This window comes from Flagellimonas nanhaiensis (assembly GCF_003382275.1).
Taxonomy (GTDB): Bacteria; Bacteroidota; Bacteroidia; order Flavobacteriales; family Flavobacteriaceae; genus Flagellimonas; species Flagellimonas nanhaiensis.
In genome coordinates, this window is the sequence record NZ_QTJX01000002.1 from 747,964 (window position 1) to 774,961 (window position 26,998).

The 26,998-nt window shown below is 40.4% G+C and carries 31 protein-coding genes and 1 pseudogene; 24 read left to right on the forward strand and 8 right to left on the reverse strand.

Going from position 1 to position 26,998, the window contains the following annotated elements; all coding sequences use genetic code 11:
* Positions 1-232 precede the first annotated feature (232 nt).
* Entirely contained in the window at positions 233-562 is a 330-nt protein-coding gene (locus DX873_RS10850) for a hypothetical protein (RefSeq protein ID WP_116184456.1), read from the forward strand.
* Between the two features lie 61 nt (positions 563-623).
* On the opposite strand, the gene arsS is transcribed toward DX873_RS10850, so the two are convergent.
* The 3 genes from arsS to DX873_RS10865 form a co-directional block, all read right to left on the reverse strand.
* Complete coding sequence (gene arsS / locus DX873_RS10855; RefSeq protein WP_116184457.1) at positions 624-1,712, reverse strand: arsenosugar biosynthesis radical SAM (seleno)protein ArsS; 1,089 nt, start codon at positions 1,710-1,712, stop codon at positions 624-626.
* A 3-nt stretch (positions 1,713-1,715) separates the two neighbouring features.
* Complete coding sequence (locus DX873_RS10860) at positions 1,716-2,051, reverse strand: arsenosugar biosynthesis-associated peroxidase-like protein (protein WP_116184458.1); 336 nt, start codon at positions 2,049-2,051, stop codon at positions 1,716-1,718.
* An 88-nt stretch (positions 2,052-2,139) separates the two neighbouring features.
* Entirely contained in the window at positions 2,140-2,841 is a 702-nt protein-coding gene (locus DX873_RS10865) for a TIGR04282 family arsenosugar biosynthesis glycosyltransferase (protein WP_181899477.1), read from the reverse strand.
* A 317-nt stretch (positions 2,842-3,158) separates the two neighbouring features.
* Here DX873_RS10865 and DX873_RS10870 point away from each other — a divergent pair, with 317 nt between their 5' ends.
* Positions 3,159-3,932 carry a patatin-like phospholipase family protein gene (locus DX873_RS10870; protein WP_116184880.1) on the forward strand — a complete coding sequence of 258 codons (774 nt, stop codon included), beginning with the start codon at positions 3,159-3,161 and terminating at the stop codon, positions 3,930-3,932.
* A gap of 15 nt (positions 3,933-3,947) precedes the next feature.
* On the opposite strand, the gene DX873_RS10875 is transcribed toward DX873_RS10870, so the two are convergent.
* The 4 genes from DX873_RS10875 to DX873_RS10890 form a co-directional block, all read right to left on the reverse strand.
* Entirely contained in the window at positions 3,948-4,997 is a 1,050-nt protein-coding gene (locus DX873_RS10875) for a ferredoxin--NADP reductase (RefSeq protein WP_116184460.1), read from the reverse strand.
* A gap of 179 nt (positions 4,998-5,176) precedes the next feature.
* Positions 5,177-5,545: a SnoaL-like domain-containing protein gene (locus tag DX873_RS10880; protein WP_116184461.1), complete on the reverse strand. Its 369-nt coding sequence runs from the start codon at positions 5,543-5,545 to the stop codon at positions 5,177-5,179.
* Positions 5,546-5,585: 40 nt separating this feature from the next.
* Complete coding sequence (locus tag DX873_RS10885; RefSeq protein ID WP_116184462.1) at positions 5,586-6,245, reverse strand: DUF2461 domain-containing protein; 660 nt, start codon at positions 6,243-6,245, stop codon at positions 5,586-5,588.
* Positions 6,242-6,634, reverse strand: coding sequence for a hypothetical protein (locus DX873_RS10890; RefSeq protein ID WP_116184463.1), 393 nt, complete (start codon positions 6,632-6,634; stop codon positions 6,242-6,244). Before DX873_RS10890 ends, DX873_RS10885 begins: the two co-directional genes overlap by 4 nt.
* Positions 6,635-6,672: 38 nt before the next feature.
* Between DX873_RS10890 and DX873_RS10895 the strand changes: the two genes are divergently transcribed.
* The 20 genes from DX873_RS10895 (at position 6,673) to DX873_RS10990 (ending at position 25,401) form a co-directional block, all read left to right on the forward strand.
* Positions 6,673-7,686 carry a GlxA family transcriptional regulator gene (locus tag DX873_RS10895; protein WP_116184464.1) on the forward strand — a complete coding sequence of 338 codons (1,014 nt, stop codon included), beginning with the start codon at positions 6,673-6,675 and terminating at the stop codon, positions 7,684-7,686.
* 115 nt (positions 7,687-7,801) lie between these two features.
* Entirely contained in the window at positions 7,802-10,360 is a 2,559-nt protein-coding gene (porW, locus tag DX873_RS10900; RefSeq protein ID WP_116184465.1) for a type IX secretion system periplasmic lipoprotein PorW/SprE, read from the forward strand.
* Between the two features lie 6 nt (positions 10,361-10,366).
* Positions 10,367-10,789 (forward strand): bactofilin family protein, encoded by a 423-nt coding sequence (locus DX873_RS10905; RefSeq protein WP_116184466.1) that lies wholly within the window; start codon positions 10,367-10,369, stop codon positions 10,787-10,789.
* Complete coding sequence (locus DX873_RS10910; RefSeq protein ID WP_116184467.1) at positions 10,767-10,994, forward strand: AtpZ/AtpI family protein; 228 nt, start codon at positions 10,767-10,769, stop codon at positions 10,992-10,994. The genes DX873_RS10905 and DX873_RS10910 overlap by 23 nt, the downstream gene beginning before the upstream one ends.
* On the forward strand, positions 10,994-11,401 hold the full coding sequence (locus tag DX873_RS10915; protein WP_116184468.1) for a hypothetical protein: 408 nt from the start codon (positions 10,994-10,996) through the stop codon (positions 11,399-11,401). The genes DX873_RS10910 and DX873_RS10915 overlap by 1 nt, the downstream gene beginning before the upstream one ends.
* A gap of 102 nt (positions 11,402-11,503) precedes the next feature.
* The gene (gene atpB, locus DX873_RS10920; protein WP_116184469.1) at positions 11,504-12,637 is read left to right on the forward strand and encodes a F0F1 ATP synthase subunit A; all 1,134 of its coding nucleotides are present in this window, start codon (positions 11,504-11,506) and stop codon (positions 12,635-12,637) included.
* Between the two features lie 71 nt (positions 12,638-12,708).
* Positions 12,709-12,900: an ATP synthase F0 subunit C gene (gene atpE, locus DX873_RS10925; RefSeq protein ID WP_045801726.1), complete on the forward strand. Its 192-nt coding sequence runs from the start codon at positions 12,709-12,711 to the stop codon at positions 12,898-12,900.
* An 86-nt stretch (positions 12,901-12,986) separates the two neighbouring features.
* Positions 12,987-13,487: a F0F1 ATP synthase subunit B gene (locus DX873_RS10930; RefSeq protein ID WP_116184470.1), complete on the forward strand. Its 501-nt coding sequence runs from the start codon at positions 12,987-12,989 to the stop codon at positions 13,485-13,487.
* Positions 13,488-13,493: 6 nt separating this feature from the next.
* On the forward strand, positions 13,494-14,033 hold the full coding sequence (atpH, locus tag DX873_RS10935) for an ATP synthase F1 subunit delta (protein WP_116184471.1): 540 nt from the start codon (positions 13,494-13,496) through the stop codon (positions 14,031-14,033).
* A 2-nt stretch (positions 14,034-14,035) separates the two neighbouring features.
* Complete coding sequence (gene atpA / locus DX873_RS10940) at positions 14,036-15,616, forward strand: F0F1 ATP synthase subunit alpha (protein ID WP_116184472.1); 1,581 nt, start codon at positions 14,036-14,038, stop codon at positions 15,614-15,616.
* Between the two features lie 100 nt (positions 15,617-15,716).
* Positions 15,717-16,577 carry an ATP synthase F1 subunit gamma gene (gene atpG / locus DX873_RS10945; RefSeq protein WP_116184473.1) on the forward strand — a complete coding sequence of 287 codons (861 nt, stop codon included), beginning with the start codon at positions 15,717-15,719 and terminating at the stop codon, positions 16,575-16,577.
* Positions 16,578-16,702: 125 nt separating this feature from the next.
* Entirely contained in the window at positions 16,703-18,172 is a 1,470-nt protein-coding gene (locus DX873_RS10950) for a lipopolysaccharide biosynthesis protein (protein ID WP_116184474.1), read from the forward strand.
* Complete coding sequence (dut, locus tag DX873_RS10955) at positions 18,162-18,596, forward strand: dUTP diphosphatase (RefSeq protein WP_116184475.1); 435 nt, start codon at positions 18,162-18,164, stop codon at positions 18,594-18,596. Before DX873_RS10950 ends, dut begins: the two co-directional genes overlap by 11 nt.
* Positions 18,597-18,602: 6 nt before the next feature.
* Entirely contained in the window at positions 18,603-19,553 is a 951-nt protein-coding gene (locus DX873_RS10960; protein WP_116184476.1) for a tetratricopeptide repeat protein, read from the forward strand.
* Positions 19,554-19,556: 3 nt separating this feature from the next.
* Entirely contained in the window at positions 19,557-20,573 is a 1,017-nt protein-coding gene (locus tag DX873_RS10965; protein ID WP_116184477.1) for a sugar phosphate nucleotidyltransferase, read from the forward strand.
* 13 nt (positions 20,574-20,586) lie between these two features.
* Positions 20,587-21,510, forward strand: a complete 924-nt coding sequence (locus DX873_RS10970) for a tetratricopeptide repeat protein (protein ID WP_116184478.1) — start codon at positions 20,587-20,589, stop codon at positions 21,508-21,510.
* Between the two features lie 14 nt (positions 21,511-21,524).
* On the forward strand, positions 21,525-22,304 hold the full coding sequence (gene lolB1, locus DX873_RS10975) for a lipoprotein insertase outer membrane protein LolB1 (RefSeq protein ID WP_116184881.1): 780 nt from the start codon (positions 21,525-21,527) through the stop codon (positions 22,302-22,304).
* A 1-nt stretch (position 22,305) separates the two neighbouring features.
* Positions 22,306-23,529: a murein hydrolase activator EnvC family protein gene (locus tag DX873_RS10980; protein ID WP_116184479.1), complete on the forward strand. Its 1,224-nt coding sequence runs from the start codon at positions 22,306-22,308 to the stop codon at positions 23,527-23,529.
* Positions 23,530-23,532: 3 nt separating this feature from the next.
* Complete coding sequence (locus DX873_RS10985; protein WP_116184480.1) at positions 23,533-24,369, forward strand: aldo/keto reductase; 837 nt, start codon at positions 23,533-23,535, stop codon at positions 24,367-24,369.
* A 162-nt stretch (positions 24,370-24,531) separates the two neighbouring features.
* On the forward strand, positions 24,532-25,401 hold the full coding sequence (locus tag DX873_RS10990) for a hypothetical protein (protein WP_147296647.1): 870 nt from the start codon (positions 24,532-24,534) through the stop codon (positions 25,399-25,401).
* Between the two features lie 59 nt (positions 25,402-25,460).
* Here the strand turns inward: DX873_RS10990 and DX873_RS10995 are convergent.
* Positions 25,461-25,562, reverse strand: a pseudogene (locus tag DX873_RS10995) (acyl-CoA thioesterase); the annotation flags it as partial.
* A 95-nt stretch (positions 25,563-25,657) separates the two neighbouring features.
* Here DX873_RS10995 and DX873_RS11000 point away from each other — a divergent pair.
* Both DX873_RS11000 and DX873_RS11005 read left to right on the forward strand, forming a co-directional pair.
* A complete protein-coding gene (locus tag DX873_RS11000) occupies positions 25,658-26,389 on the forward strand; it encodes a hypothetical protein (protein ID WP_116184482.1) in 732 nt (243 codons plus the stop codon).
* Positions 26,328-26,984: a hypothetical protein gene (locus tag DX873_RS11005; RefSeq protein WP_147296648.1), complete on the forward strand. Its 657-nt coding sequence runs from the start codon at positions 26,328-26,330 to the stop codon at positions 26,982-26,984. Before DX873_RS11000 ends, DX873_RS11005 begins: the two co-directional genes overlap by 62 nt.
* Positions 26,985-26,998: the final 14 nt, after the last annotated feature.

The following is a 26,998-nucleotide window of genomic DNA, read 5'->3' on the forward strand; positions in this document are numbered from 1 at the left end:
CTTTTGACTCGAAATGAAGAATTTGGGACGTATTTGTAAGAAAAATCGGTGAAAAACCTAAAAAGAGCCAAAAATGCCCATCTCAAAAAAATAAAACCGACTCGGCGGTCGGTTTAAGCGATGGTTTATTGGGGTGAAATACATATCAATCCAAAACCATGATTTGTCAATTTAACAAGAACTTCTACATAAAACACTGCAACTTTATCCATATATGGAAATTAACCATTGAATGATTGATAGAGAGACAGCAAAAAAAGAAGTTGAGGAGAGTTGTGGTAAAGGTTGGCTAACTTTAGTAGAGATTCTTTATGATAATATTCCAACCGAAGTTAGTATAACAGAAATATTTCAAAAGTATGGAAAGTTAGAAATTAGATATGAAGGTGAAAGCAAGCACTTTGAAGAATTGGCTAGAAACCTAAGCTATATAAGTGAAAAAATCTGTGAAATTTGTGGAAAAAGTGGAGGCTATTCAATAATAGATGGGTGGGAAACGACGCTTTGTGATTTCCATTTTAATACTTCAAAGGCAAAAAAGAAATACAGGAAACAGGAATAATGCCTTGACATTTTGGCAAACAACAACCTAAATGTATCCAAACTTCTTTTATTTGGCACTCTTATGCCACCGTCCCTTGGCAACTACTCCCTGCTCCAGCAGTACAACCATAACAATGTTGGGAGATAATGATATTTCTATCGTTTAAGATGTCCTCATTATAGTCCTTAATGTGTTTCACCTTGCTGGCCACCTTTAGGTCCAGCATTTGGTTAAAGTCACAGTCGTACAACCAGCCATCCCAACTCACCGAAATGGTATTGGTACACATAACATTGGAAACAGCAGCCGGATTATAGGCTTCCACAAGGGCGTACATATAATCTTCATAGTTATCTGAGGCAATCAAGTAATCCAAAAATCGTGATATGGGAAGATTGGTAATCGCAAACAGATTATGAAAATCAATATCGAAATCTTCTTTGAGCGCTTTTTTAAAATCTCGTTCCATGGCAGCTTGATCTCCTGGCAAAAATGCACCTGAGGGATTATAGACCAAATCCAGTCGCAAACTACTGTCTGGCATGCCGTAGCCCACCGCATTCAATTCTTGCAAGGCTTTTATGGATTTATCGAAAACTCCATCACCACGTTGTTTGTCCGTTTTTCCACGGGTATAGTGTGGCATGGATGATACCACATGCACGTTGTGCTTCTTAAAGAACTCCGGGAGATCATAGTATTTTTTGTTTGCTCGAATAATGGTCAAGTTGGAGCGTACAATGAAATCTTGGATTCCCGCTTTAGCGGCTTCCTCCACAAACCACCTGAAATTAGGATTCATTTCGGGAGCACCTCCGGTGAGGTCCAAGGTATGGGCTCCGGTGTTTCGGATGACCTCTAAGCACTGTTCCATGGTTTCCCGGGTCATGATTTCCTTTCGGTCCGGTCCCGCATCCACATGGCAGTGTTCGCAGACCTGGTTGCACATATACCCCACATTGATCTGCAGTATCTCCAACTTTTGCGGTCTTAGGGGAAACTGACCGATTTCAGCGATTTTATCCTTGAAGAAGGGCAATTCGCCATCCGCGAAGATTCCTCCATTGAGGATTTCAAGTTGTCTACTGGTTTCAGCCAACTCGTTCTCTCTGGATTTCAGTGACTTTTTTGCAGCTTTTTTTATTTCGGGCAAAATACTTTGTTCCATAGTCTACATGGATAATTTGTTGTACTTGTTCATCATTTGTACGCCGTGTACGAGCGTGGCGCCACTTTCAATAGCGGCCCCAGCATGGACGGCCTCCATCATTTCTTCTTTGGTAATACCTTTTTGTAGGCCATCTTTAGTATAGGCGTCTATGCAATAGGGGCATTTTACCACGTGTGAGACAGCGAGGGCAATCAAGGATTTTTCACGCGCGCTTAGTGCGCCTTCCTCGAAGACTTTACCGTAATAATCAAAGAATTTGTTACCAAGTTCTTCGCTCCATTCTGTGATTTTTCCAAATTTTCTAAGATCCGCAGGATCATAATATGAGTTTGCCATTTGTAATGCTTTTATGGTTGTGATAAATAGGCTATGGATTGCTTCAATGGAATCAATAGCTAAAAAATTGGATTGTGAGAATCCCTTACTAGATAGAATTGGAAATGGCAAAAGGAGACCCTTTGTTGAAAGGAACCTGTTTAAGAATTTGAATATGCACCTCTAGGGTACGGGTAAGAATTTCTATGTTTTTATGCCACAGACCGGAGAATAATGAAATCCAGCTTTTGGACAATGTTCGGATATAGTTGGAAAGTAATTTTACATCTTCAATTGAGTCGATGTCTATTAATCTATCCAGTGTATTTACAATACAGCCGTTGGACCTGAAATAGCTTAATGTTTCCTGATAAAGATTGACCGTTTGCCAGGGAAGGGCCTCAAAAGAAACCTTGTCAAAATGATTGTAATGGATGCCCAACAAATAAAACCCGCCATCCAAGGTTGGCCCCAATACAATATTTTCCTTTGATAGTTTTTGTTTTGCAAGTAAAAGATGCTTCACCGTCAAATGAGGACTATCATTACCAATGGAAATAACCTGTGAATATCCCGAAGAGAAGACTTCTTGTATAGCATTGGAAAAGCGTGCTGAAAAGGTAGCTCCATACTGATTCCTTTCCGTTAGAAGGAAATAGGGCAGTCCGCTGGCCTTGACAGTTTCCAGTGTTTGCTGGGTAAGTCGGTCGAACAAAGCGGAAGACCCATCAATTCTTTTGACATGGGCATCCTTTTCTGCAGAGTTTGCAAAAATGAGGACGGCTGTATTTTGGACTAGACTTGTTTGCACAGAAATTATCAATTACCCTAAACTTACAACAAAAAAACAGTATACATTTGGTCGATTGTTGACCATTACGATTACAAATTATTTCATTTAATGGCAATTTTAACATTCCGACCCGCCGGTCGGTTTTGAAAATGAGGGGACTATCTTTTAAAGGATTAAAATCGATAAGACATCGATAAGTTGTAAAAAAGAAGTGATTTTTTAAGGATTCCAGACCCGGGAGTCTGTTTTGATGCATGAAAAAGTGGGTTCAAGATTGTACTTTTTAAGACGTTCACTCTAATTTTGCATTGGATTTTGCACGCCTCAATGAAACCATGAATATTTCCGAAGCAAAAAATATGGGATTGGTGCTCTCCGGAGGGGGAGTTAGGGGAATGGCCCATATTGGCCTGATCAAAGCCATACAAGAATATGGCCTTAAGGCAGACTTTGTGGCCGGCTCTAGCGTAGGGGCCCTTGTGGGAGCTCTTTATGCCAATGGGAACAGCATTGAAGAAATGTTACAATTTTTTAAAGAGACCCCGCTGTTCCAGTACAGTTTTTTTGCCATCAACAAGCCTGGGTTTATAGACACCGAACGCTATTTCAAGATTTTTGAAAGGTATTTTCCGCAAAATTCCTTTAAAAGCCTGAAAATGCCCTTGTGTGTATTGGCGACGGATCTTTTGAAGGGTGAGGAAAAGGTTTTTCAAGAAGGGCCTTTAATTAAGCCTTTACTGGCATCAGCAGCTTTAACACCGGTTTTCAGTCCGGTTGAAATTAATGGGACCTTGTACGCAGATGGAGGAATTATGAACAACTTTCCGAAGGAATATTTGGAAGACAAAACGGATTTCATCTTGGGAAGTAATGTCTCCATAGCCGCGGAACTTCAAAAAAAGGACCTAAAAAACTCCTTACAGCTTGCAGGAAGGGTCACCGGATTGATGATCTATGCATCAAGCCACAAAAAACTTCACGAATGTGACCTCTTTATTGAGCCCATGGAACTGGAAGAAATTGGTGTGTTGGACAAAAAAGGTATTGAAAAGGCATTTGCCATTGGCTATGACCATGGGCGCTCCATGCTGGAAAAGGCCTTGGCTTAAAATTACCAACCCAGTTTAGACATCGTCATAGTCTACAGTAAGTGTTGGGGTCAGAGGATGTGCCTGACAAGTTAAAATCAAACCTTCTGCAATTTCCCCATCGGTCAAGATTTGATTTTTCACCATTTCCGCTTTTCCTTCCTTTATTCTGGCAATGCAGCTACTGCAGACCCCACCTTGACAAGAGTAAGGCGCATTAATATCTTCCTTCAAGACTGCATCAAGAACCAGTTGTTTTTTGTCCATGACCAATGAAAAGGCTTCATCATCTACAATAACCTCTACCTTGGTTTTACCTTCTAGGTCGTCGGCAATGGTATCCTCTTCGGATGAGCTGGTAAATAGCTCGAACAGTATTTTCTGTTCCTCTACGCCGATTTTCTTTAAACTGTCTTTTACGGTCTCGATCATTTCCTCAGGACCACACAGATAGAAAGCATCAAAAGAGGTGTCCTTGAACTTGTTTTTGACGACATAATTAACCGTTGAGGTCTCTATCCGTCCAAAAAGAGCTCCTTCTTCTTGAGATCGGCTATAAAGACGTTGAACAAAAAACCTATTGGTATATTTATCGTGGAGGTCCTGAATCTCTTTTAGGTACATGGTTTCTGAGGGAGTCTGGTTCCCAAAAACCAGAACAAACGTACTTTCTGGATTGCTTTCCAATACGGTTTGGGCAATACTCATTATGGGAGTGATACCACTTCCTGCTGCAAAAGCGGCTATGTTTTTTGGAGTGGAATCATTGTTGAAAACAAAACGTCCTTCGGGTAGCATCACCTCTAAAGTGTCTCCCGTCTGTAATTGCTCGTTGGCGAATACAGAAAAAGTACCATTCGGCATTTTCTTGATTCCCACAGTAAGCTTTTCTGAGGATGGGGCAGAGGAAATGGAATATGCCCTTCGAACCTCCTCACCATTGATGGTATGTTTTAGGGTAATATATTGGCCTGGGACAAAAGAAAATGTTTCTTTAAGATTTTCTGGGATTTCAAATGTCAGGGCAACAGCATTTGGTGTTAAGGAGTCAACAGCAGAGATTTTTAATGCGTGAAATTCGCTCATGAAAACAATTTTGGTGCAAAACTAAGGATTCGGAATATCTTTTTCATTCGATTTTAAAACTTTGGCCTTTATAAACTTCGTTCTACACCAATCAAATTCAAAAACTACCATCTACAGTCAGTTTGAGGTATAAAAAAAGCACCGCTATGCGGTGCTACAATTTTAGATTATCAAGGTTTCTAGAACATAGCAGAGGGATCGTAAAAGAACTGGGCCTTTTTGATTTTCCCACCTTCTACTTGATACATACAAAACTCTTCCATGTTGACTCTTCCTCCTTGTTTGAAGGTGACATCGCTGGTCATGGGCACCACAAAGTGATTGCCGACTACCATGGGGTCTCCAACAGTTCCTCCGTGGGCTTCTTCAATGTTACTGGCCCATTGGGCATATCCTTGAATAATGTTCGGCAGGCCTTCGGTACGTTCGTTGGGTACACCGGGCATTTCCATGCTTACTGCATCATCTGCATATAGGCCATATGCTTCTTCATATTTACCTTCTCTACAAAGGCTTACCAATTTGTCTGCGACTTCTTGTGTTGTCATTTTAGTTGCTGTTTTTATGATTAATAAATAAACTCTTGGGTCAATTGAATGCTTGGTTCAGATAGGCGTTCAGTGGTTTTATTGCTTCAAAATGAACCATAATTTCTTCACTTAGTCCATTGCCATTGTAAAAAGGTTCCAAAGGAAATTCGGCCATGGCATAAAACTGTTTGTTGTAGATCAAATCCGTTTTTTCAGCAATGGGCAAAAAACCCTTGTCCAATCTTTTGGCTTTTTCACCTCGGAGCCTTCCAAAATTTTGTACAAAGTTGGTGGCCTCCACTATGTTGTTTATTTCTTTCGGGTCGCAAGAAATAAGTTCACGTATCTTCTTAAGTTCTGGTCCGCGTAACATAAACAGCCCACCACCCACATGGATATTGGCGGCATCAATCCCCAAATAATATCCAGGAAGGACGGATTTCTTACCAAATGGTGAAAACCCAGCTTTTACGATAGTGTGGTAAGGCGTTTTGTCTTTTGAAAATCGGATATCCCGATTTATTCTGAACATGGCCTTTTTGGGATCGGGGAGAATTCTTGAATCCCATTCACAAAGGCTGGGCAATAATTCTTCCAGTAAATTCAAAAACGGAGTTTTTAGCTCATTTTCGTATCGTTTTTTATTGGCTTGAAACCAATCTTTATGATTGTTTTTGGCCAGGTCCAATAGAAAGGAACTAAAATCCTGGGTAATCATGATGCTCTCATTATTTCGGTTAAAGCCACCTGGGTCAGATTGTCCCAATGGTGATGCTGGCCAAAACCAACCTCATACCATCCTGAAAGCGGTTTCTTGCTCTTAAAAGGACTGAACTCGGTCATTTCCATATCAAGCTTGTCAACTGGGTACTCTTTTCCCAATCTAAAAACCATATTGTTGGTTCTGGAATAAAAGGCAAAAACCTTTCCTTTATAATGTATGGCAGGTGAGCTCATCATTTTCCCTTCTGTCACAAATTCGTGCTTTATGCACATGGTTGACCGTATTTCCAAAAACTTTTCGTATTCCATTTGTTCCAAAACTACAAAAGAGGAAAAAGCACCGTAAAGGGCAAATAAGACACTTTTAAGGGTTGATTCTGCCAAGTTTTACCGCTACATTTATACCTCTAAAACCGCTGATAATGAAACATGTAAGCATATTAGTCCCTAAAGGGAATGCCATTTTAAGTAATGTTGTGGGGCCATTTAAGATATTGATGGCCGCCAACCAGTTTTTAAAACAAGCGGAACAGAGGACAGATGATTCTTATGACATTCATTTAGTTGGGTTGGAAAAAGAATATTCCCTTTACAACGGAATGTTCAGCATTCACTGTGAGAAGAGCCTTGATGATATTGAAAAAACAGACTTGGTATTGATTCCGGCGTTAAGGCCCGATAAAATGATTGAGGACCTGGATGCAAACAATGATTTTATTCCATGGATTTTAAATCAGCGCAACGTGCATGGCGCAGAGGTGGCCAGTATGTGCATGGGTGCGTTCCTGTTGGCACGTACAGGTTTGGTTGATGGTAAACAATGCGCTACCCACTGGGCAGGAATGGAAATGTTCAGAAATATGTTTCCCCAGGTCAATCTGGTGTCGAATAAGATTGTAACCGAAGAGGACGGCATATACACCAGCGGGGGCGCCTTTTCATTTTTGAACCTTATGCTGCACCTTATAGAAAAATATAGCGGGAGAGCTGCTGCAATTTATATCTCCAAGTTTTTTGAAATTGATATGGACCGGGTGGACCAAAACCAATTCGCCATCTTTCAAGGTCAAAAGGATCATGGAGACGAAGCAATAAAAGAGGCGCAGAAGTATATTGAGAGCAATATCCAACACAAGATATCCGTGGAGCAATTGGCAAAAAAATATGCCATAAGTAGTCGCAACTTTGTCCGAAGATTTAAGAAAGCCACTCAAAATACTCCTTTGGAGTATATACAACGGGTAAAAATAGAAGCCGCTAAAAGAAGTTTGGAATCTACCCAGAACAATGTCAACGAAGTCATGTACCAAGTGGGCTATGCCGACCAGAAAGCCTTTCGTACGGTTTTTAAAAAGTATGTAGGGATATCACCTGTTGCTTATAAGGCAAAATACAACCGGAGCAGGACAGTTTTTGAACGTCCCACTGCCTGGTAAATATCCGTAAATGTCCAATGTTTCTTCTGGTAGGTGAAAAAATTGCATTTTATCGATGAGCCTTATAATATTCTGGATGTTTTTTAGTTAAGGTTAGATACGATCAGCAATAGTTTTGAAGCTTCAGCATAAAATTTTATCGGTAGTTACCTTATCAACCTTGATTCTTGGTTCCTGTTCCACTAAAAAGGATGCCTTTATCAATAGAAATTGGCATGCTCTCAATACCAAGTACAATACCCTATATAATGGTAACATAGCCTTTGAACTAGGACGCGAGGAATTGAATTCCAGTTATCGTGATGACTACTGGGAAGTGCTTCCCGTGGAACGCCTTCAGGTAACGGATGAGATTAAACTGGATTCTGAGGACAATAACCCCAACTTTATACTTGCCGAGGAAAAGGCCACAAAGGCCATCCAAAAGCACAGTATGGACATTAAAGATGAAGAGCGCAATCCACAAACGGATGAGGCCTTTCTTCTTTTGGGCAAGGCACGGTACTTTGACCAACGCTATATTCCGGCACTGGAAGCCTTTAATTACGTACTTCGAAAATATACGGAGAGCAACAAGCTGAACGAAGCTACCATCTGGAGGGAAAAGACCAATATGCGTTTGGACAATCCAGAAGTGGCGATCAAAAATCTAAAAAGGCTTTTTAAGTTTGAATCACTCAAGGACCAGGAATATGCAGATGCAAATGCGGTTTTGGCGCAGTGCTTCATCAACCTTAAAGCTCCAGATACTGCAATTCAAAAACTAAAGATTGCCCAGGCATACACCAAAAAGAGCGCGGAAAAGGGAAGATACCTATTTATTATAGGGCAATTGTATAATAATTTGGGGTTCAAGGACAGCGCCAATTATGCATATGACAAAGTAATTGCCCTGAACAGAAGATCTCCAAGGGTCTATATGATCAATGCGCACCTCAAGAAAATTCAGAATACCGAGATTACTTCAACCAACAAAGAGGATTTGTTGGAGTATCTGACGGATTTGGAAGAAAATCGAGAGAACAGGCCCTTTTTGGATAAGATCTATAGGGAAATTGCCCAATTCCATTTGGCGAACCAATCAGATAGTATAGCATTGGCCTATTACAATAAATCTCTTAGGGCCACTCCTCAGGAAGAACGAAAACTAAATGCCCTGAACTATCAGAGTCTTGCCGATTATTATTTTGACAAGGATGAATATAAAACCTCAGGAGCATACTATGATAGTACATTGACCAATCTTGTTGTAAACAGCAAGAAGTATAGGAACATCAAAAAGAAATTGGACAATCTTGAGGACGTCATCAAGTATGAGGATATTGTCCAGCACGCGGATAGCGTAATCACCATTTATGAAATGCCCGAGGCAGAGCGCAAGGCATATTTTGAAGATTATATTGCCGAACTAAAACGCAAACAAGAAGAGGAAGCAGAAGCAGAATTGAAAAGAACCAACGCAGGGTTCGCGGCTTTTGCGGAAAGCCAAGGGGGCAAACAGAACAAGGGAAAGTTCTATTTCTATAATATTACCAGTTTGGGATATGGAAGGAATGATTTTAAAACCCAATGGGGAGACCGAACACTGGAAGATGATTGGAGATGGAGCAATAAAGCTCGTACTTTGGTTTCCGAGGCAACCGGAACAGAAGTAACATCTACAGGTCAGAATGTGGAAGACCTTACCGATGACCAAAAATTCTCTTTAGATTTTTATCTGGAACAAATACCTACCGATGTAGCAGAGATCGACAGTTTAAGGACCGAAAGAAATTTTGCGAACTATCAGTTGGGATTGATTTACAAAGAAAAGTTTAAGGACAATCTTTTGGCAGCGTCCAAATTGGAACGAGTATTGGCCTCAAATCCAGAAGAACGATTGGTTTTACCATCAAAATACAACCTTTACAAAATTTATGAGGAGTCGGGCAGTCCATTAATGGACAATATGAAACAGGACATTATTGCCAATCATCCTGACACAAGATATGCAGAGATTCTTCTGAATCCACAGGCAGTTTTGGAAGGAAATACGGACAGTCCCGATGCGCACTACACTTCCCTCTTCAAGCTATATCAACAACAAGAATACCTGCAGGTAATAACAGGTTCAGAAAATTATATCAGCAGATATACCGGAGACCCCATTGTTCCTAAGTTTGAAATGCTAAAAGCAAATTCCATAGGTCGCCTACAAGGGTATGAGGCCTTTAAAGAAGCCTTAAACTATGTAGCATTGACCTATCCAAACAATCCGGAAGGAAAAAAAGCGGAAGAAATGGTTTCGGAACAATTACCAAAATTGGAGAACCAGCAATTCTCACCAGAGACCGACACCGCTTCCAAAGGAAATTGGAAAGTAGTGTTCCCATTTAAAATAAGGGACAACGAAAAAGCGTTAGAACTAAAGAAGCGACTGGAAGAGGTCGTTAAAGATCTAAACTATAAGAACATAATTTCAAAGGATATCTACAACCTGGAAGATCAGTTTGTTGTAGTGCACGGATTTAGATCTAAAGACTTTGCCCTGGGCTTTGCGGAGCTCATAAAAAACAACAGGGATTACCGGATCAAAGATGAGAATTTTGTAGTTTTATCAAACAATTACAAGATCATTCAGGTCCATAAAAACTTAAAATCATACAAAGCACAAATTTTAACCCCAAAACCCTAGAACACGATGTTTTCTGACAACAAAAAACCACGACCTATGACAGAATTTGGAGGACAGCCCAACAGAATAGAGAAGAACACAAAAATAAAAGGTGATATTACTTCAGAGGCTGATTTCAGGATAGATGGCAAACTGGAAGGCAATGTAACCACTTCAGGCAAGGTGGTCATTGGCAAAGATGGCTATATCAACGGAAAAGTTGAATGTGTAAATGCAGATATTGAAGGAAAGTTCAATGGAGAACTTCATGTTAAGGACCTGCTTTCTCTTAAATCCTCAGCTGTTATTGAAGGCACCGTGAGTGTGTCCAAATTGGCCGTGGAACCGGGTGCAACCTTTAATGCGGCCTGTACCATGGGCAAGGGAGTTGGCGCTCCTACCCACAAAATACAGCCCTCTAAAGCTAATGAACCAGCAAAAGTCTCCTAAGAACAGCGGTTTCAAGAACGCTGCCATTCTTTCGGGCATCGCGTTTGAAATGGGCATCATAATCTATTTGTCCGTTCAGGGAGGAAAATGGCTCGACGCTGAATATCAAAACGAGAAAAATATTTTTACGGTAATTGCCACTCTGTTAGGGGTGGCAATTTCAATTTGGGTAGTTTTGCAACAGTTAAAACGGATAAAATACTGATGTCAAAACTCAATTTGCTCACCAAGTTCATTCTACTTCTTATTGTATTGCTGACTATCTCCTTTGGAGCCCACCTTTTTGTAATGTCGGCAAAAGGCCTTCCCCTTTTTGAAAACCTTATTGTTAGATCCTATGTGGTCAATGGCATTTTGGCCGTGATCATTTATGGGCTGTTGTATCGTTTTCGCGAAAAATTCAAAAATCAGATTGGATTTTTGTTCATGGGGGGTAGCTTTATAAAGTTCATCTTTTTCTTCCTGCTTTTCTACCCTACCTATAAGAGCGATGGAGAAATGTCCAGTCCCGAATTTGCTGCTTTTTTTGTTCCTTATGCAATTGCACTTTTTTTGGAGACCTATTTTACTTCTAAAATGCTCAAAAGCCTAGAGGAATCCAATAAAAAATAAAGCACTCAAGATCCTCAAAAATAAAAGTTTGAAAGCTTTTTTCTTTTTAAGAGAATGGCTTACATTTGCACCGATTTTGAGAGACCGATATTTTTGAGCGAAATGCGAAAAACTTTTTTTACAAGATTTCTTCTTGTCGCCGCACTTTTTTTGTCCCAGACCACTTTCGCCAGTGAAAAAGAAAACGAGCACAACGAACACGGCAAGGATTTAAAAACAGAAATTAAGGAATACATCGCCCATCACCTTCAGGATGCACATGATTTTTCTTTGTTTTCCTACACCAAAGAAAATGGAGAACACAAGTATGTTGGTTTTCCGTTGCCTATTATTTTATGGGACAATAATGGGTTAAAGGTCTTTTCCTCTTCAAAATTCCATCACGGTGAAACTTTGGCTGAAGTTGATGGCAACTATTACAAGCTTTATCATAGCAAGATATATAAAACAGATGCAGAAGGGACCATCCATTATGATGAAGACCACCATGCTACCAATGTAAAGCCTTTGGACTTTTCCATAACTAAAAACGTGGTGATGATTATCGTGACCGGCTTGTTGATGTTGTGGTTGTTTTCCAGTTTGGCAAAATCCTATGGCAAGAACAACGGTATTCCAACTGGAGCTGGCCGTTTCTTCGAACCCATAGTCCTATATATAAGGGATGACATTGCAAGACCCAACATTGGGGAAAAACGATACAAGAAATATATGCCCTTCTTGTTGACCATCTTTTTCTTTATCTGGTTCTTGAACATTTTTGGGTTAACACCACTTGGGGTCAACGTGACAGGAAACATTGCCATTACAGTTTCTTTGGCAATCATGACTTTCTTGATTACCAATTTTACAGGAACCAAGGATTACTGGATGCACCAGTTCGATCCTCTTGGAAAGTCATTGCCCTGGTATGGTAAAATCCCATTGTATATTATTTTGGTCCCAATAGAATTGTTGGGGTTGATTATTAAGCCGTTTTCATTATTGATACGTTTGTACGCAAACATGCAGGCGGGACACATTGTATTGATGAGCTTGATTGGTTTGATGTTCATATTTAAAAGTTGGATAGGTAGCCCGTTGTCCTTTGGATTGGCATTTGCCATTTCATTGATTGAAGTATTGGTGGCCTTGTTGCAAGCTTATATTTTCACCATGTTGTCCGCGCTTTACTTTGGATTTGCCTCCGAGGAACATGAGCACGACCATGAACATGAGGCAGAGGTTGCCCATTAATTAAAAGAATGTCACCCTGAGCTTGTCGAAGGGTCTAAATATTGAATATTTAATTTTTAAACTAGATAGATATGGAAATTCCAGTAATGGTAGGTGCAGGTTTGGTAGTAATTGGTGTAGGTCTTGGTATCGGTAGAATCGGTGGTTCTGCTATGGAGGCTATCGCCCGTCAGCCTGAAGCTTACGGAAAAATCCAAACAGCGATGTTGATTGCAGCAGCGTTGATTGAAGGTATTGGTTTTGCTGCCCTATTTGCAGTATAATCAGACCCACAAAGTAAAGGCTGTAACGGTTGGTTACAGCTTTTGCTTGGTTTAAGAATTCAAAGTATAAAAGCACAGATTAGATTATGGAAAAGTTATTGGAAGAGTTTTCGTTGGGATTGTTTTTCTGGCAGACTTTATTGTTCGGACTATTGTTGTTCCTACTTTGGAAGTTTGCATGGAAACCAATTCTCAATGCCATCAACGATCGTGAGGAAGGCATCAAAAATGCCTTGGATGCTGCAGAAGAGGCCAAAAAGGAAATGCAGAACGTTACGGCCGATAGCGAAAAGTTATTGAAAGAAGCAAGAGCGGAAAGGGAGTCCATGCTCAAGGAAGCCAGGGAAATCAAAGATAAGATTGTTGCCGATGCCAAAGAGCAGGCCCAGGTAGAAGGAGATAAGATGATCAAACAGGCCCAGGCTACCATAGAAAGTGAAAAGAAAGCCGCAGTTGCCGATATTAAGGAACAAGTGGCCAATCTTTCCATTGAGATTGCTGAAAAGGTGATTAAAGAAGAACTGTCCGACAAGAAGAAACAACAGAAGTTGGTGGATGATATGTTGGGCGACATCAAATTGAACTAAGAGCACATGAACCAAAATAGGGCAGCCGTACGCTACGCAAAAGCAACCTTGGATTTCGCTATCGAAAAGAAAGCAGCAGACGCTGTTGAAAAAGATATGCGTGACATTGCTGCTGTGATCACGGATAACGCTGATTTGCAAAATCTTTTGGAAAGCCCCGTTGTAAAGGCCGAAGTGAAGAGGAATGCATTGATGGAAGTGTTTAAAGGGTGCAATGAAATTTCAAAAGGCTTGATCGGCACATTGACCGACAACAAAAGAATTGGAATGCTTCAAGAAGTAGCTTATAAGTACATCATTCTTCATGAAAAACTTAAGGGAGAAGATGTGGCCTATGTGACCACGGCAGTTCCCTTGACGGCGGACCTTGAAAAGAAAGTACTGGCCCAAGTGGCCAAAATGACAGGGAACAAAGTCTCTGTTGAAAATAAAATTGACGAGAGCATCATCGGAGGATTTGTGTTGCGTGTAGGAGATTTGCAATATGATGCAAGCGTCTCGAACAAATTGAACGGATTAAAAAGAGAATTTACAAATAGTCTATAAAAATGGCAGGAGTAAAAGCCGCTGAGGTATCAGCAATTTTGAAAAAACAATTATCTGGTTTTGAAGCTACCGCTTCATTGGACGAAGTAGGTACCGTATTGCAGGTGGGTGATGGTATTGCCCGTGTGTATGGTCTTTCCAATGCACAATACGGAGAGCTTGTGGAGTTTGATGGCGGAATGCAGGGAATTGTTCTGAACCTTGAAGAAGATAACGTTGGTGTGGTTTTGTTGGGTCCGTCCAAAGAAATTGTGGAAGGCGCAACGGTAAAAAGAACACAACGTATTGCATCTATTAATGTTGGAGAAGGCATTGTAGGTCGTGTAGTGGATACTTTGGGTACTCCCATTGACGGAAAAGGACCAATAGCCGGAGACACATTTGAAATGCCATTGGAACGTAAAGCTCCTGGGGTAATTTACCGTCAACCGGTAAACGAGCCATTACAGACTGGAGTTAAAGCTGTTGATGCAATGATTCCGATTGGTAGAGGACAGCGTGAGTTGGTAATCGGTGACCGTCAGACAGGTAAGACAACGGTTTGTATCGATACCATTTTGAATCAGAAAGAGTTTTTCGATGCTGGTGAGCCAGTATACTGTATCTATGTTGCAGTTGGACAAAAAGCATCAACTGTTGCGGCCATTGCCAAGACTTTGGAAGATAAAGGTGCTTTGGCCTATACCACAATTGTTGCGGCTAATGCTTCTGACCCTGCACCTATGCAGGTATATGCTCCTTTTGCCGGTGCAGCGATTGGAGAGTACTTCAGGGATACAGGTCGTCCAGCTTTGATTATCTATGATGATTTATCAAAACAAGCGGTTGCCTATCGTGAGGTATCCTTGTTGTTAAGAAGACCTCCAGGACGTGAAGCTTACCCTGGTGACGTATTCTACCTACACTCAAGATTGTTGGAGCGTGCTGCCAAGGTCATCAATGACGACAATGTGGCAAAAAACATGAACGACCTTCCAGATGCGCTGAAATCCAAAGTAAAAGGAGGAGGTTCACTTACCGCACTTCCAATTATTGAAACACAGGCAGGTGACGTATCAGCATATATCCCAACCAACGTAATTTCCATTACCGATGGTCAGATTTTCTTGGAGCAAGATTTGTTTAACCAAGGTGTTCGTCCTGCAATTAACGTAGGTATCTCCGTTTCCCGTGTGGGTGGTTCGGCTCAGATTAAGTCTATGAAAAAAGTGGCAGGTACCCTGAAATTGGACCAGGCCCAGTTCCGTGAATTGGAAGCCTTTGCCAAGTTTGGTTCCGATTTGGATGCTGCGACCTTGAACGTAATTGAAAAAGGACGTAGAAACGTTGAGATTTTGAAGCAGGCCCAAAACGACCCATACACAGTTGAAGATCAGGTTGCGATTATTTTCGCTGGATCTAAAAACTTGTTGAGGGATGTTCCTGTAGACAAGGTAAAAGAATTTGAAAGAGATTTCATCGAGTTCATGAACGCTAAGCACAGAGGTATTTTAGATACGCTAAAAGCTGGTAAATTGACCGATGAGGTTACTGATACGTTGACCTCGGTTTGTAAGGACCTTGCAGGGAAGTACAAAGCATAATAATTGTCATTCCCGCTGTCATCCTGAGCGTAGTCGAAGGAAAGCGGGAAATCCATAACAAAAAAGATTCCGCATCAAGTGCGGAATGACAAAGTAGAATATGGCAAACTTAAAGGAAATACGAAATAGAATAGCTTCGGTTTCATCAACGATGCAGATTACCAGTGCCATGAAAATGGTATCTGCTGCCAAGTTGAAAAAAGCCCAGGATGCCATTACGGCCATGAGGCCCTATGCTAATAAGCTTACCGAACTCTTGCAGGGATTGAGCGCAAGTTTGGATGGTGACGCAGGGAGCAAGTTTGCTGATAATAGAGCCGTCAACAAAGTGCTGATTGTTGCCATTACCTCCAACAGAGGTCTTTGTGGTGCCTTCAATTCAAACATCATTAAACAAACGAATGCATTGGTAGAAACTACCTATGCAGGCAAGCAGGTTGATGTTTTGGCCATAGGCAAGAAGGGGAACGATATTTTGGCAAAGAGGCATAATGTTGTTGCCAATCACAGTGAAGTTTTTGACGACTTGACCTTTGACGTGGTTTCAGAGATTGCCAAGGACCTTATGGAACATTTTACCGAAGGTAAATACGATAAAATAGAGTTGGTCTACAACAAGTTCAAGAACGCGGCTACACAAATCATTATGACAGAACAGTTTTTACCGATTGTTCCTGTTGAAGGAAACACTTCCGGTGCTGCCGATTATATTTTTGAACCATCCAAACCTGAAATCGTTGAGCAATTAATTCCGAAGTCGTTAAAGACCCAATTGTACAAGGCGGTGCGCGATTCGTTTGCCAGTGAGCACGGTGCACGTATGACAGCCATGCACAAGGCAACGGATAACGCAACAGAGCTTCGAGATCAATTGAAGTTGACCTATAACAAAGCAAGACAAGCAGCCATTACCAACGAAATCCTTGAAATTGTTGGTGGTGCTGAAGCGCTTAACAATTAATAAGAAAGTAAAATCATATAAAAAGGGCCGCTTCTTTAGAAGCGGCCCTTTTCTTTTGGCACAATCAAGCACTTTTATACTAAAGGGTTTTACGTAACTTGTAACCACCTTTAAGGCATACCTATTTGAATCCGTTAAAAAAGCTTTTTAAACAAACCTTTATCTATGGCCTGGCCACGGTATTGCCACGGGTCATTTCCTTTTTCTTGCTTCCCTTGTATACTAGTGTTTTTGAGAATGCGGCAGGATATGGGCAGTATACCAACATCTATGCATGGATAGCAATCTTCAATGTGTTTTTGGCCTATGGTATGGAAACTGCCTTTTTCCGTTTCTACCATAAAAGCGAGGACAAAAAAAGAGTTGTTTCTACTTCATTGATTTCTTTACTAGGGAGTTCCTTGTTGTTTTTGATTTTGGCACTTTTGGTCCAGGAAAGCTTGGCCAATTTCACAAATATCAATCCTGATTATATAAGGTTTACTACATATATTTTGGTATTGGATGCTTTGGTCATTATTCCTTTTGCCTTGTTGAGAGCAAAGGAAAAACCAATGAAGTATGCAGTGCTAAAGACCATTAATGTGGCCATAAACCTAACTTTCAACGTTTTCTTTTTACTTGTTCTGCCCAAAATGGCCCAAGAATCCGATGGAAGCTTTTTCAGCTCCATTTACAAAGAAGGATGGGAAATCCAGTATATTTTCATATCAAATATCATAGCAAGTGGATTCACGCTGTTGATCTTACTGCCAACATACTTTAAAGTTTCCTATAAGTTCGATGCTGCGTTATGGAAACAAATGATGAAGTACGCTGGTCCGGTCATGATTGCGGGTGTTGCTTTTACCGTTAACGAGGTCTTGGATAAAATCTTACTGACAGAAATATTGCCTTCGGATATAGCGGAGACCGAAGTGGGCAAGTATGGAGCCTGCTATAAATTGGCCCTCTTCATGACCTTGTTCGGAACAGCATTTAGAATGGGTGTTGAACCCTTTTTCTTCAGCCATGCCAAAACCGAAAAGCCACAAAAAACATATGCCCAGATAACCAATTACTTCGTTATTCTTGGAAGTGTAATATTGCTCGGAGTGGTGGTATTCATCAATCCACTGGGAAAACTTCTTATTAGAAATTCTACATATTGGGAAGCATTGGAAATAGTTCCAATAATTTTATTGGCAAGCTTCTGTCTGGGAGTTTATCACAATCTTTCGGTTTGGTATAAAATAACAGACCAAACCAAATTTGGGGCTTATATTTCCTCAATAGGGGCATTGATTACTTTGATCATCAACATTGGCCTTATTCCCACTATAGGATATATGGCATCAGCCTTAGCTACTTTGGCAGCCTATGGTAGCATGATGGTTTTGTCCTATTACTTTGGAAGAAAATACTATCCCGTGCCCTACAACATGCGAAAAATAATCTTCTATTCCTCGGTTTCCATTGTGTTTTCTGCTCTTTCTTTCTACGTTTTTAATAGAAATTTAATAGCTGGTGGCCTACTACTTTTGTTATTTTTGATGTTAGTTTATAAAATGGAAGGAGATAAACTGAAGACCATACTGTTACAACGTGAAAATTAAGATCATAAACAAATCAAGTCATGCTCTACCAGGCTATGAAACCATTGCCTCTGCTGGAATGGACCTAAGAGCAAATATAGATACTTCAATAACCCTAAAACCTTTGGAAAGGACCATTGTACCTACGGGACTATACCTGGAACTTCCTGTAGGTTATGAGGCCCAAGTACGCCCCCGAAGCGGATTGGCGGCCAAAAAAGGAATTACGGTGCTCAATGCCCCAGGAACCGTTGATGCCGATTATCGTGGCGAGGTGGGCGTAATATTGGTCAATCTTTCCTCCGATGATTTTGTTATCGAAAATGGAGAACGGGTGGCCCAAATGGTCATAGCCAAACACGAACGGGCCGAGTGGGAAGAGGTAGAAGCCCTTTCAGAAACAGATAGGGGTGCTGGTGGATTTGGAAGCACCGGTAAAAATTAACACATTATGAAATACTTTTTTCTGATTTTTTGTGTGTTTCTAACCAGCGCAAATTCCTTTGCGCAGAATCAAATTGAGCAAATCTCCAAAGAAGCATGTCCATGTATTGGTGGAATCAGCACAGGTATAAAGGAAAAGAAGAAATTCAAAAAAATAAAAGAATGTATTTCATCATCAATTTTGACCGTACAGATGAAAAATAGTCTGTTGAAGATGACTTCAAAAGTAAAAGATACGCTTGACCATTACGCTTCGAGTGAATTACCAGATTCTTTGCAAATTAAAGATGAGAACAACATCATCATTGAGATGGATAAGGATTACGATGAGGTAGAAGAACACCTTCTTCGCAATTGTGATGCTATGAAGACTTTAATGGCTTCCAGTGATGTTGAAAGTAGAAATTCAGTTTCAAATAAGAAAAATGCTAAAGAGCATTATGATAAAGGTCAAATGTTTTTTTCAGAAGGAAAATATGCCATTGCAATTGAACACTACAAAAATGCTGTTGAAGAAGATTCCAAGTTTGCTTTTGCATGGGATATGATAGGGTACAGTTATAGGAAACTTGAAGAATATGATAAAGCAATCCACAACTATGAAAAATCACTCGAAATAGACCCTAAAGGAAAAATGCCGTTGATCAATATTGCATATGCATATGAATATAAAAATGACTTGGACAATGCAATAAAAGCAATGAACAATTACATTGAGGTTTATCCAGATGAAGCGGAGGGATACTATGGGAGGGGACGGTTATATCATCTTGAGGGAGATTATGAACAAGCTCTGGATGATACTATGAAAGCCTATATAATATATTCTAAAATGAACTCACCATATGCTAGGGATGCGGAACATAACCTAGGGATGTTCTATAATGAACTCAAAGAAGCAGGAAGACTAGAAATTTTTGAAACAATTGCGAAAAAACATAATATCCAAATCAATTAAAATATGAAAATAATTGTCCCGATGGCGGGAAGAGGTTCCCGATTGAGACCACATACCCTAACAGTACCTAAACCATTGATTCCGGTTGCGGGCACACCCATTGTGCATCGTTTGGTAAGCGATATTGCCAAGGTCTTGGGAGAACCCATTGAAGAGGTGGCCTTTATTTTAGGAGACCCCGCCTTTTTTGGCGATGATGTGGTGAAAAGTTTGATGAACCTCGCAGAAAGTTTGGGTGCCAAAGGATCCATTTACAGACAGGATGAACCTTTGGGAACCGGACATGCCATTATGAGTGCTAAAGAATCCTTGAGCGGACCTGCAGTAATTGCCTACGCGGATACTCTGATTAGGGCCGATTTTGATTTGGACAAATCTGCCGACAGTGTCATTTGGGTAAAACAAGTTGAAAACCCAGAAGCATACGGGGTAGTCAATTTAAATGCAGAAAAGGAGATTGTGGAATTGGTAGAGAAGCCCAAGGAGTTTGTTTCTGATTTGGCGGTTATAGGCATCTATTATTTTAAAGATGTTGGAGTATTGAAAAATGAACTACAATATGTATTAGAAAATGATATTACCCATGGCGGAGAATATCAGATCAATGATGGAATCAAACGGATGATGGAGAAGGGCATGAAATTTGTGCCTGGAAAAGTAGATGAATGGATGGATTGCGGTAATAAGACTGTGACCGTGGAGACCAATCAGCGAATGTTGGAATTTTTGGAAAAAGATGGAGAAGATTTGATTGCAAATTCCGTTATAAAAGAGAATGCCAATATTATTGAGCCCTGTTTCATAGGGGAGAATGTAGTGGTCAAAAACAGTACCATAGGACCCTATGTTTCGGTAGGAGCAAGTACGGTAGTTGAGAATTCCACGGTCAAGAATAGCTTGATCCAAGCCAACACCAAAATCTCCAATGCCAATTTGGACAACGCCATGATTGGCAACCATGTTGTTTTTGATGGTAACTTTGAAACCATAAGCATAGGAGATTATAGCGTTTTGGAATAGAGAATACTAAGTCATGAAAAAGAGGTTTCTTCTTTTGGGATGTTTGGCCTTATCAATATTGGTAGGACAGTCACTTTATGCCCAAGAAGAACAGAGCGCTGAAGTTTTTCTAGAAGAATATACCGATGAGTTCCAAGAGAATTTTTTTGAAGCACTCAAACAAAAAGGAATTCAAAACTACGACCGCGCAATCAATTTACTGATAAAATGCAAGCAGCTAGAACCCTCAAATAGTGTAATTGATTACGAACTGGGCAAGATGTATTGTCTGGACAAACAATACATCAAAGGTGAAGAATACGCCATTGAAGCCTTGATAGCTCAACCCACAGATTTTTGGTACTTGGAGAGCCTCATCAATGTCTTGGAAAAACAAGGAAAACCCTTGGAATCAGTCCAGGCAAGTATTCCCTACGAAAACAGGAAACTGAAAGAAAACTTGGCCGTGGTTTACTTCAGGAAAAAGAATTACGATGACGCCAAAAAGGTATTGCTCGAATTGGGTAAATCTAAGTTTACGGACCAATTAACGGCCAAAATCAATGATTCCATACAACAAAAAGAAAAGAAGCTTGTTGTGCACCCAACTAAACAAGACCCGGGTATTGCCAATGAAGATGACCCTGTTGCTGACTATAGTGGCAGGATAGAACAAATGCTTTTGGAATCTGATTATGAAGAAATGAAGGCCATTTCCAAGGAAGCTTTGGATGCATATCCTTTGCAACCGTATTTTTACTATGCTTATGGCACTGCGCTAAATAGAACTTCGGACGCAACTAAAGCAATAACCGTTTTGGAGAGCGGGTTGGATTATTTGTTGGATGACGGCCAATTGGCCAATAAAATATATGGGGAACTTTCCAATGCCTACAGAAGTATCGGGAATGCAACAAAGGCTAATGAGTATGCCAATAAAATAAAACAAGGACTATGATCATGGACCGATTTATGCCGAACATAGGAACATGGATGCGATATATTTTGATAGTAGTATTGGTGGTAGTGCTTGGTGCTTGTAAAAGTGCAAAGACAGTTGTCGGAGGCGAAGTTGATTCTAGACTGTCCGTAAAAAATATTATTGAAAGTCATTACACTAATCAATCAGATTTTAAGACGTTACGGGGAAGGGTGAAAATTGACTATTCAAATGGCAAGGAAAACCAAGGAGTGAATGTGAGCCTTAGGATGGAGAAGGACAAAGTTATTTGGATGAGTGCTCCCCTCGGCATGGTAAAAGCACATATTACACCCCAAAGGGTTTCATTCTATAACAAGTTGCAAAACGAATATTTTGACGGGGATTTTAGCTATTTAAGTCATCTCTTGGGGACAGAACTGGATTTCGACAAAGTGCAAAACCTTTTACTGGGCAATGCTGTTTTCGATTTAAGAGAAGAAAAGTACAATTCGGATATAAGTGATGGGAACTATCAGCTGAAACCGAAAAGACCAATGGAATTGTTCAAGACACTGTTCCAATTGGAGCCCAAAAATTTTAAAATTGCGGCCCAAGAAATCTCGCAGCCAGAAAATGAAAGGCAACTATCAGCTAAATATACCTATCAGAATATTTCAGGAAACGTCCTTCCCGAAGAAATTCAAATTGTGGCGGCTGAGAATGGCGACAAGACTACTATTGAACTCAGTTTTCGTAATATGGAATTGAACCGAGCATTGAGTTTTCCGTACAAAGTTCCCGAGGGTTACGATAAAATTGTATTAAAGTAATATGAAATGTAAGGCTTCATATTTATTTTATTTTCTTCTACTTACATTATTTGTAACCACTCCACTGTCTGCACAAACTAGCGAACAAAAAGCTTTAGAGGCCAAAAGGGCACGTTTACAGGAAGAGATCAAAGAAATTAATAGATTATTGTTTGCCGAACGGAAGGAAAAAGGGAATGTATTGGACCAAATGGAGGCTTTGGACCATAAGATCAATGTGCGTCAAGAGCTAATCCGAGTCACCAATCAGCAATCGAATTTGCTTAACAGACAGATTAATGTCAATATCAGGAGTATTAGTAAGCTTCGTGAAGATCTTCGGATTCTAAAAGAGGATTATGCTAACCTGATTCGAAAAACATATCAAAACAAGTCACAGAACAATAGATTAATGTTTCTTCTTTCGGCCGACAATTTTTTTCAGGCGTTTAAGCGTTTGCAGTATATGCAGCAATATGCAAAACACCGAAAAAAGCAGGGAGAGGATATCGTCAAGAAAACCGATGAGTTGACACAATTGAATCAGCAATTAGTGGAACAACGAAAGGTCAAAGAGCAATTGTTGGCTGAGAACAAGAAAGTAAAGGAAGAGCTGTACAGTGAAATTGAATCGCAGAAGACCTTGTTGAGGAGTATTCGACAAAATGAGACCAAATACACCCAGGCTATTTCCAAAAAACAAAAGGAGGCCAGAAAAATTGATAGGGAAATTGAGCGGTTGATCAAAAGCGCTATTGCAAGCACCAACAGAAAGGCAGGAAGGTCCGGAAGTGCCAAATTTGTGCTTACACCCGAGGCCAAAATGGTGGCAGACAACTTTTCGGCCAATAAGGGGCGCCTTATTTGGCCTGTGGAAAAAGGAATAAAAAGTCAGGGCTATGGGGTTTACAATGATAAATTATACCCTGGAATAAAGCACCGCAACAACGGTGTCACCATTACTACAGATGAAGGAAGCCAGGCCCGAGCAATTTTTGAGGGTGAGGTAATAGCAATTTTATCGGTACCAGGGGGAAACAAGGGCGTACAGATCAAGCATGGAAACTACATTAGCACGTACTACAACCTATCCAAGTTGTATGTAAAAAAAGGAGATAAGGTTGTTGTTAAAGAGGTCTTGGGCGACATTAATACCAATCGGTTTGATGGAAGTACCAAACTGAAGTTTTACCTTTATAGAGATTCCAATCGTTTGAATCCTGAGGATTGGATTTATCAACTTTAGCACATGAGAAAAATTACAGATTTACAAGGGACCTTTGAGTTGAACAACGGGGTCCAAATGCCCTATTTTGGCTTGGGAGTATATCTCTCAAAAGATGGCAACGAGGTAATTAATGCAGTAAAGGATGCCTTGGACCATGGGTATCGCCACATCGATACTGCTGCTATCTACAACAACGAACAAGGGGTTGGAGCAGGAATCAGGGAGAGCAATGTGGACAGAAAGGACATTTTTCTGGTCAGTAAGGTCTGGAATACGGACCAAGGATATGACAGCACCTTAAAGGCATTTGAAGCAAGTCTGGAGCGCCTGGGCACCGATTACTTAGACCTTTATTTGATCCATTGGCCCAAAGGTGAGATCTCTAAAGAGACCTGGAAGGCGATGGAAAGACTGTATGCTGAGAAAAGAGTTCGGGCCATAGGGATCAGTAACTTTATGAAACATCATATAGAGGATTTGCTAACTACTGCAGAAATTGTTCCCATGGTCAATCAAATGGAATTTCATCCGTATCTGGTGCAGCAAGATTTGGTTGAGTTCTGCCATAAAAAAGGAATCCAATATGAGGCTTGGTCACCCTTGATGCAAGGAAACGTATTTGATCTTGATGTTATGAAGCAATTGGCGGCCAAATACGGCAAAACCATTGCACAGCTAGTTCTTAGGTGGGATTTACAAAAAGGAGTGGTCACCATTCCCAAATCATCTAAAAAAGAACGCATCATTTCCAACGCCGATCTTTTCGACTTTGAAATTAGCCAAGAGGATATGAATTTGTTGGACGGTCTGGATAGAGGGCAGCGTTTTGGGCCCGACCCGGATAATTTTGATTTTTAACAGGCTACACCGTAAACACTTTCTACTGGGAAGATTTAGAAAACCCTAAAAATTTTAAGATAAACCCCATCCGTCAACCCAAACTTGGCATTCATCAAGTTAAGGGTGAATAGGTAACGCTAAACACTGAAATTGTCTCTCAATAACATAAAAATGAGAGATATGGAAAAAGTTTTAAAGTTTGGATGCGTGCTTATGATGGTTTCAACATTGGCTGTGACTTCTTGTAGTGGCTCCGATGACAGTGTTCCGGACAATCCTAATACATGTACAAAAGAGACCTTTTATTTGGATAGTGATGGAGATGGTTTTGGTGACCCAAACAGCACAAAATCTGAATGTACCCAACCAAACGGGTATGTAAAAGATAAGACCGATCCCGATGACGGTAATGCCTTGATCTTTCCTGGTTGTGAAGCAAAATATTTTGTAGATAATGATGAGGATGGCTTTGGAGATGCAAACGGAGCAACATCTTGTGTTCTTTTGGACGGCTATGTGGACAATGATGATGATTTGGACGATGGGAACGCCTCAATTACAACTTGTACCGAACCCATGTATTTTTTGGACAGTGACAATGATGGGTATGGAGACCCGTCTGTGCCTTCATGCACACAATTGGAGGGATATGTTATGGACAACAGCGATTGTAACGACCAAGAACAAAATATGAATCCAGGGATAATGCTCATATATGGGAGGGATTTTGATGAGGATGGATTTCCAGGAGATGTGGATACCGTCGAAGTTAATGCGTGCGATATAGAATCCGTTCCCAATGGCTATTATTTGATTTGGGAAAATTTGGATTGTGATGACCAAGATTCATACTTTGGAGGGGTTCAGTTTTTAATGGGGAAGGATGCCGATGGAGATGGCTATGCTGATCAAACAACTGTCCTATACGTCAGTGAGTGTGATTTTCAATACTATTACAACGACCTTCAATATGTAGAGGTTGATTATAATAACCCCATTTTCGATTGTAATGATAACGATGCGGAAGTTTATCCTGGCAGCGGTTGTTGATTTGTTCCTAAAATGACTATGGTTAAGGGCCTTTTTGGTCCTTAACCCATATTATATTGTTATTGTGCCAGAAAAAGAGCCTTCAATTCTGTAGCATCCGAAGGTTTCATTTTTCCGGCCAATACCAAACTCAACTGTTTTCTTCGCAAGGCCGCTGCAAACCCCCAATCCGGATAATTTTGATTTCTGACATTACCTAACATTTATTTAATATTAAAGGATGCCACCAAATGAAACCGAGGGTATCTATTGAAGCATGAATAGAACTGTTTTTACTTTTTTCTTGGGCTTGCTCCTAATTTCTTGCGAGCTCACCTATGAAGATAATAGGCGTCTCTTGCTGAGAGGCAATATCAACGATCCAGAGGAAAGTACCATGCCCGATCTACCCGTTGAGGTTTATGCTTCAGGACATTTCATTACTCCTTTGTTCTTTTTCCCTTTTGTAAATGGAACAAAAGAAGATGTGGACCTAATTGGGGCTTCTAAATTGTATCCAGACGGCACATATAAAATAGTGACAATTTCCCCAGAAAATGAGAGCAATATTTTGGTGATCGTCAACAGGCAAGGAAATGAAGATTATAAGAATGACTGGCCCTCTCTTTTTATTAGTGGAGCAAACTATCTTCCTTTGGAAGATTCCACCTATGATTTACCACAGGTTGAATTGGACAAAATAATACAGACAAAGCTCACCATCACAAGGCAAACAAACTTAACGGACACCTTATATTTTAATATCAACTACAATTCATCCTATAAAGAACTGGATTTAGGGGAGGCAAAGGGCCTTTACCATCCTTTGCCAGAGTATTCATCCACTATACTGGATCCAGATGAAGATGAGGCGGTGATCACTTTCAAGAACATTAAAAGTGGAACAGTACGGGCATCATATCAATTGGTGAACAAAGGAATTGTAGATGAAAAGATTTTTGAAATGGAGTTTGACCAAGAGCAAAATGGCTATGAATTCAAGTTTTAGAAATTGGTTTTGGCCATTACTGTGTTTTTGTTCCATGTTGGTTCGTGGGCAGAAAGAAAAACCAGTGTTTGATGACGATATACTTGGGGAAATAGGAGTTTCTTATGTGCTTCCACAGGCCTGGGGCGATAATTTTGTTTCTAAGGGGTACGATCTCAAGAATGGATTGAATGTGGAAGGCCTTGTTTTGATCACCAAAAAATGGCAAGTAGGGGCACAATATGGCTATTTTAAGGGGAATGTCACAAATATTGATGCTGTTGGGGCAATTCTTAGTAGTAGGATAACACATATACACGCCGTTGGGGGGTATTCAATTTTGGGAACTACCAAATTTGGAATAAGGACAGGATTGGGTATTGGATACGCCAAATACAATCACAAGCAGAGCACCACTAAACTTATGGATGACGGTTTTTCCATTGCCACGAACGTTTCGTTCTCTTATAGACTGGGAAATTCAATGGGAATTTATGCCAAATTGGACCACTATTGGGATTTTTTGAGCATAGATACGGCCCCAGAGCTTACTGATTATTTTAGAAGAACACAGATTTTTGCCCTCTCAATTGGGATAAAATTCTACGTTTTTTAATCGCCTACGAACAA